General features: G+C 68.1%; 12 protein-coding genes. 4 read left to right on the forward strand and 8 right to left on the reverse strand.

From position 1 onward, the window contains the following. Nucleotides 1-40 precede the first annotated feature (40 nt). The 4 genes from E5CHR_RS11735 (at nucleotide 41) to E5CHR_RS11750 (ending at nucleotide 7,608) form a co-directional block, all read left to right on the forward strand. Complete coding sequence (locus tag E5CHR_RS11735; RefSeq protein WP_232062042.1) at nucleotides 41-6,334, forward strand: RHS repeat-associated core domain-containing protein; 6,294 nt, start codon at nucleotides 41-43, stop codon at nucleotides 6,332-6,334. Next, nucleotides 6,331-6,693 carry a hypothetical protein gene (locus tag E5CHR_RS11740; protein WP_162579838.1) on the forward strand — a complete coding sequence of 121 codons (363 nt, stop codon included), beginning with the start codon at nucleotides 6,331-6,333 and terminating at the stop codon, nucleotides 6,691-6,693. Before E5CHR_RS11735 ends, E5CHR_RS11740 begins: the two co-directional genes overlap by 4 nt. 164 nt (nucleotides 6,694-6,857) lie before the next feature. Then, a complete protein-coding gene (locus E5CHR_RS11745) occupies nucleotides 6,858-7,079 on the forward strand; it encodes a DUF6984 family protein (RefSeq protein ID WP_162579839.1) in 222 nt (73 codons plus the stop codon). A gap of 256 nt (nucleotides 7,080-7,335) precedes the next feature. Further along, a complete protein-coding gene (locus E5CHR_RS11750; RefSeq protein ID WP_162579840.1) occupies nucleotides 7,336-7,608 on the forward strand; it encodes an energy transducer TonB in 273 nt (90 codons plus the stop codon). Nucleotides 7,609-7,722: 114 nt separating this feature from the next. On the opposite strand, the gene tagF is transcribed toward E5CHR_RS11750, so the two are convergent. The 8 genes from tagF to E5CHR_RS11790 form a co-directional block, all read right to left on the reverse strand. Next, a complete protein-coding gene (tagF, locus tag E5CHR_RS11755; protein WP_162579841.1) occupies nucleotides 7,723-8,298 on the reverse strand; it encodes a type VI secretion system-associated protein TagF in 576 nt (191 codons plus the stop codon). After that, complete coding sequence (gene tssM, locus E5CHR_RS11760; protein ID WP_162579842.1) at nucleotides 8,292-11,615, reverse strand: type VI secretion system membrane subunit TssM; 3,324 nt, start codon at nucleotides 11,613-11,615, stop codon at nucleotides 8,292-8,294. Before tssM ends, tagF begins: the two co-directional genes overlap by 7 nt. Beyond that, the gene (locus tag E5CHR_RS11765) at nucleotides 11,612-12,706 is read right to left on the reverse strand and encodes a DotU/TssL family secretion system protein (RefSeq protein ID WP_162579843.1); all 1,095 of its coding nucleotides are present in this window, start codon (nucleotides 12,704-12,706) and stop codon (nucleotides 11,612-11,614) included. Before E5CHR_RS11765 ends, tssM begins: the two co-directional genes overlap by 4 nt. Further along, a complete protein-coding gene (gene tssJ / locus E5CHR_RS11770) occupies nucleotides 12,703-13,896 on the reverse strand; it encodes a type VI secretion system lipoprotein TssJ (protein ID WP_162579844.1) in 1,194 nt (397 codons plus the stop codon). Before tssJ ends, E5CHR_RS11765 begins: the two co-directional genes overlap by 4 nt. A gap of 158 nt (nucleotides 13,897-14,054) precedes the next feature. Continuing rightward, complete coding sequence (locus E5CHR_RS11775) at nucleotides 14,055-14,675, reverse strand: OmpA family protein (protein WP_162579845.1); 621 nt, start codon at nucleotides 14,673-14,675, stop codon at nucleotides 14,055-14,057. 68 nt (nucleotides 14,676-14,743) lie between these two features. After that, nucleotides 14,744-15,538: a GIN domain-containing protein gene (locus E5CHR_RS11780; RefSeq protein ID WP_162579846.1), complete on the reverse strand. Its 795-nt coding sequence runs from the start codon at nucleotides 15,536-15,538 to the stop codon at nucleotides 14,744-14,746. A gap of 27 nt (nucleotides 15,539-15,565) precedes the next feature. Continuing rightward, the gene (locus E5CHR_RS11785; protein WP_162579847.1) at nucleotides 15,566-16,000 is read right to left on the reverse strand and encodes a hypothetical protein; all 435 of its coding nucleotides are present in this window, start codon (nucleotides 15,998-16,000) and stop codon (nucleotides 15,566-15,568) included. Further along, nucleotides 15,984-17,651, reverse strand: coding sequence for a DUF4384 domain-containing protein (locus E5CHR_RS11790; protein ID WP_162579848.1), 1,668 nt, complete (start codon nucleotides 17,649-17,651; stop codon nucleotides 15,984-15,986). The genes E5CHR_RS11785 and E5CHR_RS11790 overlap by 17 nt, the downstream gene beginning before the upstream one ends. Nucleotides 17,652-17,659: the final 8 nt, after the last annotated feature.

The following is a 17,659-nucleotide window of genomic DNA, read 5'->3' on the forward strand; positions in this document are numbered from 1 at the left end:
GTGCAGCCAGTTCTCCAATAAAAAAACTCAGGGAGTTCCCATGTCCAAGCTCGCGCGCGCGTGCGCCGTTGCCGTGGCCGTTGCCACGTCGCTTGCAGGCGGTATTGCTGCCGCACAGATCCAGAGCGGCGTTGCACGCAAGGCTGCACCTCCATCCATCGCTCTCGGCGTTCCCGTTGCCAAGTCGGGTGTCAGCCTGCGCTCCTCTTCCAGCAGCACGTCAGGCGCTGGCAGTCCACTGAGCTTCACCAGCGGCCAGCCCGCGCTGCGCTACCAGGCAATCGACCTGCCCAGCACCAAGGACCCGGTGCGGCGCGAGGCCGTCAAGGACGGTGCCAAGGAGGCCAACGTCTCGGCCCGCGGGGCAGGCGCTACCGGCACCCGCAGCACCCCCGGCACCCCCGGTCAATTCGCTCCCGCCCCTGGCGTCCTTCGCGCCAACATGCCTCCGGTCCGCTTCGCCGACGCGCAAAGCATCCTGAAGGCCCGAGTCCTTCCGGCCAACGTCAATCAGGGCGTCACCGCGGCGCCCGCGATCAAGAGCGCCAAGACGTCGACGTCGACCTCCGCCTCCACCTCCACCTCCACCTCCTTCACCAAGATCGCCGGCGACGCCGCCGCCTCCGGCCCCGCCTCCATCGCCGAGCTCGCGCGGTCCCTGCGCAACCACCCCGACCTCATCTACCAGTACATCCGCAACAACATCGAGTACTACCCCACCTTCGGCCTCCAGAAGGGCGCCCTCGGCGCAGTCCTCGACAACCAGGCCACCGCCCACGACCAGGCCACCTTGATGGTCGAGCTCCTGCGCGCCTCCGGCCTGGAGGCCAACTACGTGCGCGGCATCGCCAAGCTCAGCGCCGCCCAGCTCGCCGAGTGGTGGGGCGTCAACACCGCCAACGCCTGCGGTGTCCTCTCGCTGCTCGGCCAGGCCCAGATCCCCGTCTACGAGATCAACGCCACCACCGCCGGCACCTGCCCCGGCACCGTGGCCGCATTGACCGACGTCTCCATCGAGCACGTCTGGGTCAAGACCAGGATCAACGGCAGCTGGTACGTCTTCGACCCCAGCTACAAGCCCCACACCTTCAAGAGCGGCATCGACCTCGCCAGCGCCGCCACCACCGGCTACGACGCCGCCAACTACCTGTCATCTGCCCAGAGCGGCGCCACCGTCGCGGCCGACTACGTCCAGAACCTCAACCGCACCAACATCCGCAACAACCTCGCCACCTACGCCACCCAGCTGGCCGGCTACCTGCGCGCCAACAAACCCGCCGCCACCCTGGACGACGTCCTCGGCGGCAAGGCCATCACCCCCTTCTACGGCGCCTTGCGCCAGACCGCGCTGCCCTACCAGAACACCGCCTGGGGCAGCGAGGAGCTCGCCGAGCTCCCCGGCTACATGAAGCCCACCCTGCGCGTGCAGTACCAGGGCATCGACCAGACCTACACCTCCGACGCCATCTACGGCAAACGCCTGAGCATCACCTACAACGGCGCCAACCAGCCCGTCCTCAAGCTCGACGGCCTTGCGGTCGGCGCTCCCGGTACCGCAGTGACCCCCGGCACCTCCGCCCCCATCACCTTCACCGTCACCCACAACGCCTACGTCTCCACCTGGGCCAACCACAGCTTCACCCAGAGGATCAGAGGCGGCGGCACCAACACCTTCCTCATCGCCAACGGCTGGGGCCCCGCCGGCCGCGGCCCTGCCGAGAACTACCGCAGGACGCTCAGCGACCTCAAGGCCTCCGGCGCCGCCGACGCCTCCGAACCCTTGCTGGGCAGCACCCTGGGCGTCATCGGCGCCCAGTGGATCGCCCAGAACACCCACGCCGGCACCCTCACCGAGCGCATCGCCGACACCACCCTCTTGCACCAGCACCAGGTCGGCATCGTCGGCTACACCGGCAGCGCCTACGTCGACCTCCCCAGCAACGTCCTGGCCGTGGCCAACCTCGCGGGCAACCTCGACAAGGAGAGTGCCGCCTTCGCCAACTGGGCCATGCACCTGAGCATCCTGGAGTCCACCGCCGTGCAGCAGACCACCGGCGTGCCGGCCGTCTCCACCGTCAAGCTCATCGACCTCGCTTCTGCCAGTGGCCAGCGCATCTACAACGCCACCTCCGCCAACTACGCCAGCGCCGTTCAACCCAACCTGGTCAACTGCGGGGCGCACCTCGGCAACTTCAGCAGCTACCTCGCCTCCGGCCTGCGCCTGATCCTGCCCGCGCGCTGCGACATCGCCGAGAACAGCTGGGCGGGGGCCGGCTACTTCACCGTCGGCTCCGGGTTGTACCTGGGCTCCGTCATCAGCGATGGGCTGTCCGGTGGTTACGGCACCCAGCCGCAGGCCGCCGTCTTCGCCAACACCATCGTCGGTGCTGCCATGCCTTCGCCGCCCACCGTCGAGAACTACTCCGGCTCCGCCTACGGCGACCCCATCGACATGGTGCAGGGCCACTTCCTCTACAACCACGAGGACCTCAACGTCGGCATCGGCAGCTTCCCCCAGAGCCTGGGCTTCCAGCGCCTGTACAGCTCCGGCCTGCGCAACCAGAACGGCCCGTTGGGCAAGGGCTGGACCCACAACTTCAACGCCACCGCGGCCGTCAACTCCGATGGCTTCCAGGCCATGGGCGAGGACTCTGCCCTGGATGCCGTGGGCACCCTCGTCGAGCACAAGGCCTCCTTCGACCTCCTGATGGACCCGGCGCGCCCGCTCGCCAAGCTCGTCACCGCCACCCTCGGCCAGCGCTGGTTCGGCGACCAGCTCATCGACAACACCGTCGTCGTCACCCAGGGCCTCAACGGCGAAGTCTTCGTCAAGCTGCCCGACGGCAGCTACAACCCGCCGCCAGGCAAGCCCATCAAGCTCAGCAGGAACGCCGCGGACAACACCTACAGCTATGAGGCCCTCAACCGCGCCGTCCTCAAGTTCAACACCGCCGGCAAGGCCGAAACCTACACCGAGCCCAGCGGCATCCAGGCCAGGTTCACCTACTCGGGCAGCGACCTCACCCAGGTGCAGAACAGCCTGGGCCGCACCCTCAGCTTCACCAACGCCAGCGGGCGCATCACCCAGGTGAGCGACGGAACGCGCTCCGTCAGCTACGGCTACGACACCAACGCGAACCTCAAGACCTTCACCAACACCCTGAGCCAGGCCACCACCTTCGCCTACGGCCTGCCCGGCCAGATGACGAGCCTGTACTACCCGAGCTTCCCCACGGTGGCGGCCGCCACCAACGTCTACGACAGCCTGGGCCGCGTCAAGACCCAGACCAACGCGCGCGGCAAGACCTACGAATACTTCTTCGCCGGCTCGCGCACCGAGGAGGTCGGCCCGGGCGGCACTGCGCGCACCAACTACATCGACGCCCAGGGCAACACCGTCCAGTCCAGCACGCCCGCGGGCAACTGGACCACCAACACCTACGACGGCCAGTCGCGCCTCATCCGCAAGCAATTCCCCGAGGGCAACGCCACCGAGTACGCCTACGACGACGCCCCCTGCGCCGTGGCCCCCGCCAAGCGCTGCACGCACAACGTCAAGACCCTCACCAGCATCGCCAAGCCCGGCAGCGGCCTGGCCAACCGCGTGCAGAGCTTCACTTACGAGAGCGCCTTCAACCAGGTGGCCAGCGCCACCGATGCCCGAGGCAAGACCACCAGCTACAGCTACATGCTGGGTCTACCGCTGACCATCACCGCGCCGGCCGATGCTGCCGGTGCGTCGCCGCAGACCACCTACGCCTACAGCGCCTTCACGCCCAGCGGCTTCACGACCTTCTACCTGCCGAGCTCGAAGACCGTCAAGACCAGTTCCAGCAGCACGGTGCTGACCGCCACCACCTACAACGCCGCCAACAAGTACGTGCCGCAGACCAGCACGGTCGACAGTGGCGCCGGCAAGCTCAACCTGACGAGCACCTTCACCTACGACGCCGTCGGCAACCTCACCGGCATCGATGGGCCGCGCACCGATGTCGCTGACACCATCGCCACCACCTACGACGCCGAGCGCCGGCCCACGCAGGTCACCGATGCGATGGGCAAGCAGACGCGCACGGCCTATGACGCGGATGGCCGTGCGGTCCAGAGCGCAGCGCAGCAGGGCGCCCAATGGCTCGTGAGCTGCAGCCGCTACAGCGAGACCGGCAAGCTCACCCGGGCCTGGGGCCCGGGCGTCACCGCCGCGGCCACCAGCTGTCCCACCGAGGCGGCGCCAACGCCCATCGCCGACACCGCCTACGACGACCTGGATCGGCCCTTCCGGGCCACGCAATACCTCCCCGCAGTCGACGGCGGCAACCGCGTCACCGAGACCGCCTACAACCTCGACGACAGCGTGCGGGCCGTCAACAAGGCCGTGGGCACCAGCCTGGCCCAGGCCTACGTCAGCTACACCTACACGCCCAACGGCAATGTCGATTCGGTCAAGGACGCCAAGAACAACCTCACCGTCCACACCTACGACGGCTTCGATCGCCTGGCGCGTACCTACTACCCGTTGCCTAACCAGCCGCTCTATGCCAATGCGAACGACTACGAGGAGAACGCGTACGACGCCAACGGCAACGTCACGAGCCTGCGCAGGCGCAATGGCCAGACCATCACCCAGGGCTGGGACAACCTCAACCGCCTGACCGCCCGGTCCTATCCGAACACGGCGGACAACGTCCAGTTCGGCTACGACCTTCGTGGCTTGAGAACTGCCGCCCAGTTCGCCAATGGCAGCCATGCCATCAGCTACGCCTGGGACAACGCCGGGCGTCTCACGAGCACCACCGCAGGCGGCAAGACCCTCAGCCACCAGTACGACGCCGCCGGCAACCGAATCCGCAGCACCTGGCCCGACGCGTTCTACACGAGCACCAGCTACGACGCCCTCAACCGGCCGAGCGTCATCCAGGAGAACGGCAGCGTCAACCTCGCCAGCTACGCCTACGACGACCTCGGCCGGCGCACCACCGTGACGCTGGGCAACGGCACCACCGTGCAGCGTGCCTATGACAACCAGGGCGCCTTGGCCACGCTGAAGAACTTCCTGGCCTCACCATCGCAGGAGGTGCAGTACGCGTATACGCGCAACCAGCTCAGAGAACTCAAGAGCGTTGCCTGGACCAACAACCTGTACCAGTGGAGCGGAGCCACACCGGGCACGAAGAGCTACACCAGCAACGGGCTGAACCAGTACACCGCCGCTGCAGGCGCAGCGCAGAGCTACGACGCCAACGGCAACCTCACGGGCGACGGCATCTGGAGCTACGGCTACGACCTGGACAACCGGCTGAAGACGGCGAGCAAGACGGGCACCGCGGCGACCCTGAGCTATGACGCCGAAGGAAGGCTCAGGCAGACGGTGATCGGGGCCAGCACGACGAACCTGCTGTACGACGCCGCGAACCTGATTGCCGAGTACGACGCGGCGGGCACGACGCTGCAAAGGCGCTATGTGCATGGACCGGGCACCGACGAGCCGATCGTCTGGTACGAGGGCGCAGGCACCACTGCGAAGAACTGGTTCTATGCGGACCACCTGGGCAGCATCGTGGCCACGGCCAATGCAACCGGGGCCTCCACGGGCATCTACAGCTATGGGCCCTACGGCGAGCCGAACACCACGACGGGCCCGAGGTTCCGCTACACCGGCCAGCAGCTCCTCGGTGATCTGGGGCTGTACCACTACAAGGCGCGCTTCTACTCGCCGAGCCTGGGGAGGTTCCTGCAGACGGACCCGATTGGCTACAAGGACGATGTGAACCTGTATGCGTATGTGGGGAACAACCCGGCGAACAGGACAGACCCTTCGGGGTTGATCGCCAGCCAGGCTGCGGCGCTGGCTGCAGGTGTTGGCGGTGCGTCCGCATTTCCTGTTGCTCCACAGTCCAACGTGCAAGGCACTTCTCTTGGAAACTGGATCGACAATTCGCCAATCTACGATATGCCGCTTGAGGGGGTCTATCCTGAGCAATATCTGGTTGGCGGACTTGGGCTACTAAGAGGAGCGGGACAGACGCTTGCGAAGGGAGTAGGTACCGCAACGGCACAAGAAGTACGGCTTACGATCGAGCAGGCCAAGAATATCGCTCGGTTTGAAAAGAAGCTGCCAGCGAATGCAAAGGACGGCGTAGGCGTGAGGCCACTTCCCAACGAGGGGGTCGCTGTTCAAGCGACCTCCCCTGGCCGAGTGCCTGGGTCATCAGCCGTCTACGAAAAGCAAATAGATGCTGCGGGAACCACTGTCCAGTACTCGAAGACAACCTACGATCCTGCTGGCAACATCGTGCACGTCAAGGACAAGATCAATGGAGGAGTGTTCCCATGAAGATGGATGAAAAAAAGCGCCTTTCTCTCGTGCACGACCTACTTGAAATGACAGCGCCACTGGCGAAAATTGTTCGCGAACTCTCTACGATGACTTGGGACTACGAAGGCGAAGGCATCGAGATGACAACAGGTCATCTGGCCGGCGCGTTGCAGCGGTATCTGCGGGATGAGGTGTCGACAGCTGAAATTGAGCTATGGGCGAACCAAATCGAAGGACGAGATGATGTCCGGTTTGAAGCTTGCTCGGAGTCAGTGATCGAGGAAGTTCTCCACGAGCTTGCCAATCCGCTACTTACCCAACCATTCGACCGCATCCGAGCAGCACAACTCCTAAGCAGTTTGTCTGGTTCTGCATAATTCCTTCAGTTGCATTCGAAGACAACGAACAAGACTTGGCTGGTGCAGCCCTGCGTTAGGGCGTGACACCACCACCAAGAACTGGCTGTGCGCCCATCAATACGGCGGCTACTCGACATACTTCCCTCTTATTGAAAAGCAAATCGCTACTTGCAAAGTTAGTGATGTCCGATGGCGGCATGGGCAGCGTGAAATTCATTGCCCGACCTCCGCACCGCGGACAGCATCCCTTCGGCGTTGAAGGAAGGATGCTTGACAGTGACGGCACCAAATTGTCTGTGCTGCTTCACGCCGACGAGAACGGCCGTTTGCTTGAACTGGAATTCATACGCTGGGATTCGGGCGATCTTCTCGGGCCGCGTTGGGAAACGCTCAGTTTGCGGTAGTCCATTGCTCAACGGGACGTGCTCACGCCCAGTTCCTGCATCACTCTATACCCCGTGCAAACCCACGACGAGACTTTCTCTGTTCTTGGTCGTCTTTACTTCTATTCTGTCCGGCTGCGCAATCAAATCCCAGAGATATTCGATAGCAGGTTCGGAATTCCTGAGCTACGAACAAGCTGTAGCAGCCCTTGTGAAGGAGCCCCCGCCGGGTACGGATGCACGTGGACTGGACCAGCCGACCTGAATCCAGCACGCCGTGCCATACCCATACCCATACCCCAGCGAAGCAAAGCGAGCAGGCATTGAAGGAAGAGTCATGGTCGGAATCGAAGTTGACGAGCGTGGAAATGTTGCGAGCACGACGATCATCGGCGAGTCCCCCAAGGTGCTGGCAGACGCGGCCGTCGCCACTCTCAAGCAATGGAAATTCCGACCTCACACGTATCGTGGGGTACCGGTCAAGGCGCGGTTTCGTCAGCCAATTACTTTCAAACTGACTCCTCCGGACGACCCGGCACCTTCGCAGTAAGAAAGTCGGACCTGTCCGCTCCTTACGTCTCCCCGCCTTCCATCATTCATGTGCGCGGACCGCGTCGCTTGAGGGCACCGGGGCGGCGCCTGGTGATCAGCCCCTTCCCAGCGGTCAATTGCCGGAAGCAGCCTGAATATCCAACAACTCCAGCACCAGCCCCGGCTCCGGCGGCCAGGCCGCCATCCGGGGAATGCCATCGTGCGCAGCGGCGAGCGGCCACCACAGACTGGCCGGTTGCGGTGGCCAGGGCTCGGCAGGCTGGAAATCCTGGTCGTTGGCGTGCGGAGGCAGGGCGGCGATCGCGGTCTCGAGTGCCTCGGGTCCCTCTGCAGCCGCATCGAGCAGCGAAGCAAGCCGCGTGGCACTTTCGGCCGGCGACACCGGGCTGCCCAAGCGCTCGGCCAGCGTCAGCGGAAAGGCCCGGCCGACGCGATCGTGCGAAGGCACGAGGATGCCGCACCAGATCTCTCCGGGTGCCGGCAGCGCCAGGTAGCGCCACGGCGAGAAGGCGCGAAGGCGTTCGCGCAGCGCGGCGCTGTCGAGCGTGGCCGCGGCAAGGGCCAGGCCCTGCTGCAGCCAGCCGTCCCAGTCGCTGCGCCAGCCTGGCGGCAAGCCGCGGCCGACGAAGTCCCCGCGCGCGGGCAGCTTGCCGTACCAGCACACGCGACGCGACGGCAGCTTCACCATGTTGCTTGCGGGCAGCGGAACCGCGCCAGCTCCTGGAGCGTCCAGACATCGGCCTCGGGCGCGCCGGCGGCGCTCGCCACGACGTCGAGAGTGCGGCTGTCGACCGCGAGGGAAAGGCGCGCCGGCGCCCCGTGCTCGCCTTTCCACTCGCCGCGCAAGAGCACCCGTACCCAGGCGAACGCGCCTTCATGGACCTCGGCGCCGACGCCGCTCGGGCCCGGCGGCAGGATGCGCATGAGCACCTTCTGGGTCGAAGCCGGCCCCGGCCAGACCACCTCCTTCGCGCGCGGCGGGCCGTTTTCGAAGCGCAGCAACTGCCCATCGACATCGACACTGAACTGCAGCAGCTCGGCGTCCATCCGCTGCGGCGTGAGGCGCAGCTTGAGCTCCGGCATCGGCGCACCTCCTGGGAAGAACAGCGCGCCAATAGCCGCCGCACGCTCGAATGCGTCCGGCATGGCAGCGTCGCCGGAAGTGGCGCGGGCCTTCCACGGACGACTCGACGTGTCGACACGTTCGCTCAACTGGTCGCGCCGGAATTCCTCGAAGAGGCCGCCGGGTCCGAAGAGCCGCGCGAAATCGGAGGGCGCCATGTCGCGCAGCGTGGCGGCACCGAAAGGGAAGCGCTCGCGCGTCAACGTGCTGCAGGTCTGCGCGAGTTCTGCGAGCGCGGCGTCGAAGCTTGGCTTGGCGCCGCCGCGCGAGCGCATCAAGGCCCCGAGTCCGCCGTAGACCTTGCGCAGCGCGGCCGGCGCACGGGCGGCCTCGGCGCGCAAGGTCGTGTCGAGCTCGGCGTTGGCGGCTTCATCGCGCTTGGCCGTGGCCAGTTCCTGAAGGCGGTCGAGGGCCTGCGGCCCGGCGCCAGCAGCGTAGTCGCCGAGGGCCCCGAAGCGCGCCCGCAGCGCGGCATCGAAGGCGCCCTCGGCTGCGCCGGCGCCCTGGGGCGTCGCGCTGAACTCGTCGGCCAGGCGTGTCAGCAGGCGGCGCAGCGGCGAATCGGGTGCGGTGAGGGCCAAAGCCTGGCGGGAGGCGCTGTCCGCATCGATGCCGGGCGCCAACGCAAGGGCATCGAGCTGGCGCGACCAGGCCGCGATCACGCGCTGGGCGTGGCGCTTGCCGACCTGCGTCGCAATCTCGTCGCGCCAGGCGCGGTCTTTTTGAAGGCGCCGTACTTCGCTGCCGGAATCGCCGAGCACCCAGTCGGCCTCGTTCGCGAGTTCGTCCAGCGTCGCGTCGAGCGCCGGGACGAGCCGGCGCCGCCAGTCGGTAGCGCTCGAATGTTCCGGCATGGGCCCGGTGTTCGAGGCCGCGAACACGCGCGCGCCAGCAGCGCCGAGCCGCGCCGGCAGATCCTGCTGCGGCTCGGGGTCGGCAATGCGCCGCAGCAGGCGCTCGTGCACGCGCTGCGCCAATGGCACTGCCGCCAGCGCGGTGCGCGCCGCGCGCACGCCGGCCTCGTCGGAGCGCATCGCCTCGGGCAGCCCGTTGCGTTCGAGCAGGGTGGCGACATGGCGCGCCCATTCGGCGCGTTCCGCGGCGCCGCCCGCCTGCGCGAGCGTCTGCTCGGCCCAGGGCCTCAACTCGCCGCGCACCAGCCGCGCCGGGCTGGCCAGCATCAATGAAGCGCGCAAGGCCTCGTAGCGCGTCGCGCTGTCGTCGGCTTCGCGGAGGTCGTGGCGCAAGCGCTCGATGAGCAGCGGCGCCAGGCTGCGGTCGAGCATCTCGCGGTAGGCCTGTTCGGCCGAGCGTGCCAGCCGCGGCCCCTGGAACAGCCCGAATCCGAAACCGGCGGGGGCGACGTTCGGATCGATGCCATCGTTCGCCGCCAGGCGCTCGAGCAGCGAATAGAGCGGCAGCACCTGCTCGAGCTTGGCCGATTCCAGCGAGCCGATCCGCTGGGTCAGCTGCTCCACGCGCATGCGCACGCTGTCGACATAGTCGAGGTTGCGACGGTAGCTCTGCCACCAGAGGGCCGAGGCGGCGAGCAAGGCCGCGCCGGCCAACCCGGCACTGAAGAGCGTGGCTCGCCGGCGCCAACGCATCCGCTGCAGCCGCTGGCCTGCCAGTGGCGCTTCGGCGATCACGAGTTGCTTCAGCAACGAATTCAGGAAGAAAGACTTGCCGCCGGCATCGGGCCGCACCAGCGGCTTGAGCGCCAGGCCGTGGCTGCGGGCGAGTTCGCCGATCACCCGGTCGATCGGATTGCCCTCCTGCGTGCCGCTCGTCAGCGCGATCGCACGCAGGCGCTGCGCCGGTTGGGCAGCAATGCCGGCAAAGGCCTTGCGCGCGAACCTTTCGAGCGGCGCGAGCAGGGCATCGAACTGGGCCGGGAAGGCATAGATCGGCAGGCGACGCTGGGGCGTGTGCTCCTGCTGCAGCAGCTCGCGACTGCGCCGCGCGAGGCGCTGGGACAGGTCCGACAGGCGCGGCCCGAGATCGGCCGGGATCCCGGCGGCGTCGGCATCGAACACCAGCCCCCAGAGCTGCTCGCGCTGCGCGGCGTCGAGGTCGCCGAAGCTTTCGACGAAGCCCGCCAGCAGGTCTGCCTTGGTTACCAGCAGGTAGACCGGAAAGGCCAGGTCGAGCTCGCGGCGCAGTTCGTCCAGGCGCGCCGCCACCGCTGCCGCCTGGCGCGCGAGTTCCGCGCCACCCTGAAGGAGGTCGGGCACGCTCACGCTGACGATCACGCCATTGATCGGCTGCACCGGCCGGTGCCGGCGCAGCAGCGCGAGGAATTGCTGCCATTCGCGCGCGTCGGCCGCGGCGTCGCTGTCCTGGGTCGTGTAGCGGCCCGCCGTGTCGATGAACACGGCGTCCTGGCTGAACCACCAGTCGCAATGGCGTGTGCCGCCGGTCCCGGCGAGCGGGTCGCGCCCGAGACGTTCGGCGAGCGGAAAGCGCAGGCCCGAATGCAGCAGCGCCGTCGTCTTGCCGCCCCCGGGCGCGCCGATGATCAGGTACCAGGGCATCTGCTGCACCTGCCGCCGGCCTTGCCACCAGCGCTGGCGGCCTTTCGCCTCGATGCCCTGCCGCAGCATCGCGAGCGCTTGCCTGAAACGCTGGCTCAGCTCGGGACCGGCATCGCCGGCTTCGAGGCTCTTCAACAGGCGCTCGTTGCGCCGCCGGGCCAGCAGCAGGCGCAGTGCGCGCAGGCCGAGCAGCAGGAGCGCGGCCAGCGCCAGCAGCGCGATCCGCGCGCGCACCTCGTCGAAGGGGTGCCACGTGCCCAAGGCCAGCAGCGGTGCCGCGAACCACAACAGGGCGGCTGCCGCGCCGAGGTTCACGGCGCCTTGCGCCAGGCGGATCGACGGCTTCATTCCGGAAACAGGACGATCTCGACCCGGCGCGGCGGCTTGCTGCCCGAGGCGTCGACACGGGCCTCGACCGCCAGCCGCGCATCGCCGAGCTGGGGCCGCACGACATCGGCAGCGCCGCGCGCCCATTCCATGGCCTGGTGCCAGGCCGAGGGCGTGCGCGCCGTCGGGGGGTCGCTGCCATCGGTGTAGCCCACGACGACGACCTTGCCCGGCAGCTTCGCAAGCGCTGCGCCGAGGCGCGTCAAAGGGCCGTTGGCGTCGCCCAGTGCATCGGCTCCGAGCACGGCCACGCTGCGCAGCGCCTCGTCGCGCACCGACAGGCGGCCCGCCGCGATGTCGTCGCGCAGCTTCGAGGCCAGTCGCGGCGGCGCCTCCGGCGCGGCGGCCGTGGACGTTGCCGTGGCGCTGGCAGCCGGCACGAGTTTCTGCAGAGACGCCAGCACGCCGTCGACGCGCGCCGCCAACTGCAGCTGGGTTGCGCTGTAGATGCCCAGGGCCAGCACGCCCAGCAACAGCACCGCCGGCAGTGCGCCGCGCGGCGCCCGCGGCGGGCTGGCCGCTGCCGCTGCGCACTGCCACGGCGCCACCAGCGCCGGCGCAGGCGCCACCTGTTGCAGCGCGAGGTGCACGCGCGAGCGAAGGGCTTCATGTTCACGGTCGCCGAGCTCCCTGCGCCCGCGCAGCCCAAGACTCAGGCAGGTGTGGAAGAGCTCCAGCAGCGCGCGGTGCTCGCGCGGCTTCTCGGCCAGCCTGGTCAGCAGGCGCAGCAGCTTGTCGCCGGCCTGGGCCTCGCCGTGGAAGCAGCGCAGCAGACCCGCGCCTTCGCCGCCCCAAGGCGCTGTGTCGAACTGCTCGTCGCCCCAGGCGCACAGCACGTAGCTCGCTGCTGCGATGTCGGGTTCGGCGATGCCGGCCGCGCGTGCGCCGGCTTCGAAGCGATTTACCGCCTCGGCCAGCGTGCGGCGCAACGCGGCTGGGTCGGCAGGCGTGGCGTCGCGCAGGCCTGCCAGCAACGCGACCAGGGGCAGCGCCTGGGCGCGCAGCGCAAGTGCGGCGGCCGGTTCGTCGGCGCCGTCGGGATCCCGGCTCATTTCGCCCATCCCAATTGCAGCTGGCGCGCCTGCGCGTCGATGCGCGCGCGCGGCGCCAGCGTCCCCGCAGGCAGTGGCAGGATGGCACGCCACTGCGAGTGCTCGATCTCGCGGAATGCACCGAACACCGCAACGGCCCGTGCGTCGCCGCTCAGCTCGAGCGCCAGTTCTCGCGCCTCGCCGGGGCGCAGGTGCAGGCTTTCACGCACCAGCACGTTCGACCCCAGGGTCGCCTCGTCGTCGTCGTAGAGACTGTCGAAACTCGCCTTCTCGAACCCGCCCGGATCGCGCAGCACATACACGCGCAGCGCCAGCGAGGCCGATGCGTTGCGCGCATCGGTGTTCAGGCTGCGCTGCGCCTGCACGAGCAGCTGGAGTTGGCGCGTGGCACCCGCCAGTGCCGGCGCCGCACCGGGGTTGAACATGAAGTTCACCACCATCGAGGTGTTGACCCAGGGGATCTGCCGCTGGCCGGTGTCGCGCAGCACCTTGATGCGCACGGCCTTCATCATGTCCTCGACCTCGACGCCCACCGAGCGCAGCTCGGCGGCCAGGTACTTCGTGTAGATGCTGTTGCCACCGATCGGGCCGTCCTCGGCGACCCCGCCCGGCGCTGCCGAGAAGGCGATGAGCGCGCCGGGTGCCGCCATCTCGGCCAGGCCGTTGGCGCTGCGCGACCCCCTGCGGGCAGCGAAGGGGTCGTTGCGGCAGGCGTCGATGATGAAGATGCGGGCGCGCGGGCGTACCCGGTCGACATGGGCCAGCAGCGCTTCCTGCAGGTCGATCGCCTCGTCGCGCACTTCGGCCTCGTCGCGCAGCGCAATATCGACCGGCAACAGGTAGTTGCGCCCGCCGATCTGCACGCCATGGCCGGCGAAGTAGAAGACCGATGCCACCTGGTCGTCGTCCATGCGGCGCGCGAACTCCCGCAGCACCCGCTTGAAGTCGCGGGCCTTGAGGTTGAGGTGCTCGCCGACCTCGAAGTCGAGCGAACGCAGGGTCTGGGCCACGAGGCGGGCGTCGTGCTCGGGGTTGTTCAGCGGGATCTCGGGGTACCGGCCGTTGCCGATGACGAGGGCGACCCGGCGTTGGCGGGAGGCTTCGACCTTGGGCTGCGGCTGGGAGAGGCATCTCGTGCTCCACAGCGCGGGGGCCAGGGCCATGCAGGCGAGGAGGGGACGGCGGCTCAAGCCGACGGGCTGCTGGACCCGAGGGAGGGAGCGAGACGCCGCAGCAAGAGATGCAAGATTCGACACAGCCTGAGCACCTCCACTGGCGACCGGTCCATTCTCCGTGCTGCGCATCCGCGGCACAAGGGGAGCGCACCGCCGGCGCCCGCGGTGCCTGTTCAACTGCCGCGGAACTGCACGCGGCGGTTGATCGCGGCGGTCGGATCGGCCGCGTCTGCCAGGCGGGCTTCGCCGTAGCCGACCGTCTTCAAGCGGGCGGCGTCGATGCCGTGCCGCTGCACCAGGTAGTCGCGCACGGCACGTGCGCGGGACCGGGAAAGCTCGAGGTTGTAGGCATCGCTCCCGACGGCATCGGTGTGGCCTTCGACCGTGACGATGCTGTTCGGCGAAAGCAGCTTGATGCCTTCGGCCAGTGCATCGAGCTGCGACCGCGCCGCCGGGAGGACGTCGGACGAATCGAAGGCGAAGCGAACCGGCAGGGACAAGGCCGAGGCGTCGGCGGGACCATCGTCGGGCGCTGCGGGCGCACGGGCCGGCGAGCGTGCCGAGGTCTTCGCCAGGGCGGCAGCTGCGGCCGCAACGTACTTCGTCGGGGTGGCTGCTGCCGGCGCGTCGTCGAGCAGGCGGATCGAACGGGTCTTGTTGCCGAGCACTGCCGCGACGTCGTGCGGGTTCACGAGCTGTCCTTCGCGGTACATGATCACCTTCTCGGCCTTGACCTGGGGCGTCAGGAAGGCGGCGGCGAGGGCAAGGGCGAGGGTGCTGAGGTAGCGGGTCATGGCGGAACTCCTTGAGCGTGGCGTTGAATTCGTCGATGCCCATGGGTTGCGAGCGCGGCGAGGCCGGTTCAATCTTTCTCGACGGTCCCGACACCGCGGATGGAACGGGTCACCGCCGGGTCGCCGGCATAGCGCACATGACCGACCCCGCTGATGCGCACTGCCAGCGTGCTGCTCGCGGCGAGGTGCACTTCGCCATTGCCGTCGATCGCGACCTCGGCCCGCTCGCTGGCAAGCCGGGGCGCCGAATAACGGCCCATGCCCGTGATGGCCAGCTGCTGCGCGACCACCTTGCCAGCGCCGACAGCGACGTCACCGGCGCCGCTGATCTGCACATCGAGGCGGCGTGCATCGTCCAGGCGAGCCAGGCGGATCGAGCCGCCGCCTGCGAGCAGCAGCGCCAGCGCATCCGTGCGGAGTGCGCCGATGCTGATCTCGCCTGCAGTGCGCGACTCGAAGGCGCGCAGCGTCCGGACACCGAGCTTCATCCGAATCGGCTGCCGGGTCTCGATCCGGCCGGGCGCCAAGCCGATGAACAGGCGCCGATCGCGGACCTCGGTCGTGATCTTGCGCAGCACTGCGGGCTCGGCGTCCAGTGTCAGCGTCTCGCCGGAGCCCTGTTCGATGCTGACTTCACCGGCAACGGCGAACACGACCTGGTCGAAGTCTGCGACGCTGCGGGACTCGGTGGCCGCCTGGGCCGGGTCGGCGAGCGCCACGGCAAGTACCGCGGCCGAGCCGGCGGACAGGGCCGATGCGCGCAGCGCCCCCCACGCCGGGAACACACGGGAGAACCACCTCGCCGGTTGACCTTCGCCTTCGGCTGCCGTGTCATTCGCCTTCGGAGCGGCCGCGCGGTTCATGACGGTTCCTGGTGGCGGGCCTCGGCCTCAGCGCGGGAGCGCGAGGTTGGGCTCCGGAGGGAAAGGGCGCGCCTGGCAGGTGGTCCAGCCGGAGTCGGTGACGATCACCGATCCGCCGTTGCGATCCGTCGCCACCAGCTTCGCGGCCTGCCGTGCCTCGGGACCCAGGGTGACCGGCCCCTCGTCGAACAGCAGGCGGCCGTACTGCCAGCAGCGCAGCCGATAAGTGCCCTGTCCCTTCTGCCTCGGTGCCGGCGCCGAGGCGGGGGGCGGGGGCGCCGGCGGCAGTGCGGAAACGACGCGATCATCGGTGGCAGCGGTGGCGGTCGTGACCCCTGCATTCGCCCCGAAGGGCAGGTGCAGGAGACCGACCACCGCGGCCAGGGCGACCCCGCTCACGGCGGCCAGGCGGACTCCGAGCCATTTCGCATGGCCAGCGGGTGTTTCATTGGGCTTGGACACGGAAGTTCTCCTGGGCGAGCGTGCCGCCGCTGGCTTTGACGAAGGCGGCACGGATCGACTCGAGCGTGGCGCCGGGGAGGGGTTCGAAGTCGGTGCCGACCAGGGCTTGCGGCAGCGAGGCCATCACGTCGCGCTGCGTTGCGAAGCAGGAAATGGTCTCTGGCACACCCTTCGTGTTCATCGTGAGCTGGAAGCGCATGGCGCCGGGCAGCGACAGCGGCTGTGCCGCGGCGATGCGCGAATCCCGGGCGAAGCGGTTCGGGAAGAAGCGGATGACCTTGGCTTCCTCGTCCTGCAGATAGCAGTAGACATGCGCATCGTGCGACGGTGCGAGCGAGAGGTTTATCGACTCGCCGCGGGCGAACCGGCTCTTCTGCTTCGGCGTCGTGAGCGACAGCTTGAGCGGGGCCGGTGCCGGGTGTGCCGCCGGCGCAGCGGGTGCGGCCGGTGCAGCGGGTGCGGCCGGTGCAGCGGATGCGGTTGCTGCCGCCGGTGCAGGCGCCGCCGCGCTCGCCGCGACCGGAACGGATGCGGGCGCGCCGGCCACCGAAGCCGGCGCGACGTAACGTGCCGGCTGCTCGGGCCGCTTGATCTTGGTGTGGTCGGCGGCGAGGAAGGCGTAGAAGAACTCCTCGTTGAGCACCGCTTCGCGGCTCAGGCCCAGTGCCGCGCGGTAGTTCGCGATCGCCTCGTCGATGGCCGGATTGAACTCGCCGTCGATCGGGCCGTCGTAGAACGCGCGCCGGCGCATCTGGTTCTGGAAGTAGGCGATCAGCTCGATGCGCGTCGCCGCCATCGCGTGGTACCAGTCGAACATCTCCAGGCGCGTCTCGTCGTTCTTCTTCGGGTCGGCCACGCCCAGGCAGCTCCAGTAGGGCGTCTTGGTGAGCTTGCCGATGAGTTCGACCGCGGCCAGCTCCACCAGTCCGCGCAGCGCCTGGGTCTGGCCTTCGGCCTTGGCCAGATTCATGCTGTAGTTGATGCCGAACTTGTGGTACGCGGCGTCGCCGTCAATGCCGCTGCCCTGCTTCAGGATCATCACGGAGTTGCGCGAGGTGACGCCCGCGAGCACTGCCATGTCGCTGGTGGTCAGCACGCTCAGGTCGAGCGCCAGCATGCTGGAACCCGCGTCCTTTGCCGCGCCGAGGTTGAGGAAGGGCGCGAAGCCGATGCCCATGTCCTTCTGGTTCTTGACCAGGTTCTCGTCGAACTGCGAGACGGAGCCCTTGATGTCGTAGAGCGGAATCGCCTGGTAGGCCGCCGCGTTCTGCGCCGAAGCCAGATAGCTGATGACGTTCGCCGTGTCCTTGCCGAAGGCGACCAGGCGCACCGCGCGGCTGCGGCGCGACATGTCGGACACCGACGAGATCAGCATGTCGCGCGTGCCGGCGTTGAGCTTTTTCGTTTCGTCGCTGATTTCCTCGGTCAGCATCGTGATGTCACGCACGCCATAGTCGAGCAACAAGGTGTCCATGCAGCGCAGCGCATGCGAGAAGCCGGTGATCGAACGCTGGGGCCGGTCTTCGGGGCCTTTGCGGATCTCGTTGGTCTGGTCGATGGTGGGTTGCTTGACCTCGAGCGTCTGGCAGCCGGCCAGCGCAGCGACGGTGGCGGAAAGCGCGAGGAGGCGCGCGACCTTGGGCGGTTTCATGACATCTC

The sequence above is a fragment of the Variovorax sp. PBS-H4 genome (assembly GCF_901827205.1).
Taxonomy (GTDB): Bacteria; Pseudomonadota; Gammaproteobacteria; order Burkholderiales; family Burkholderiaceae_C; genus Variovorax.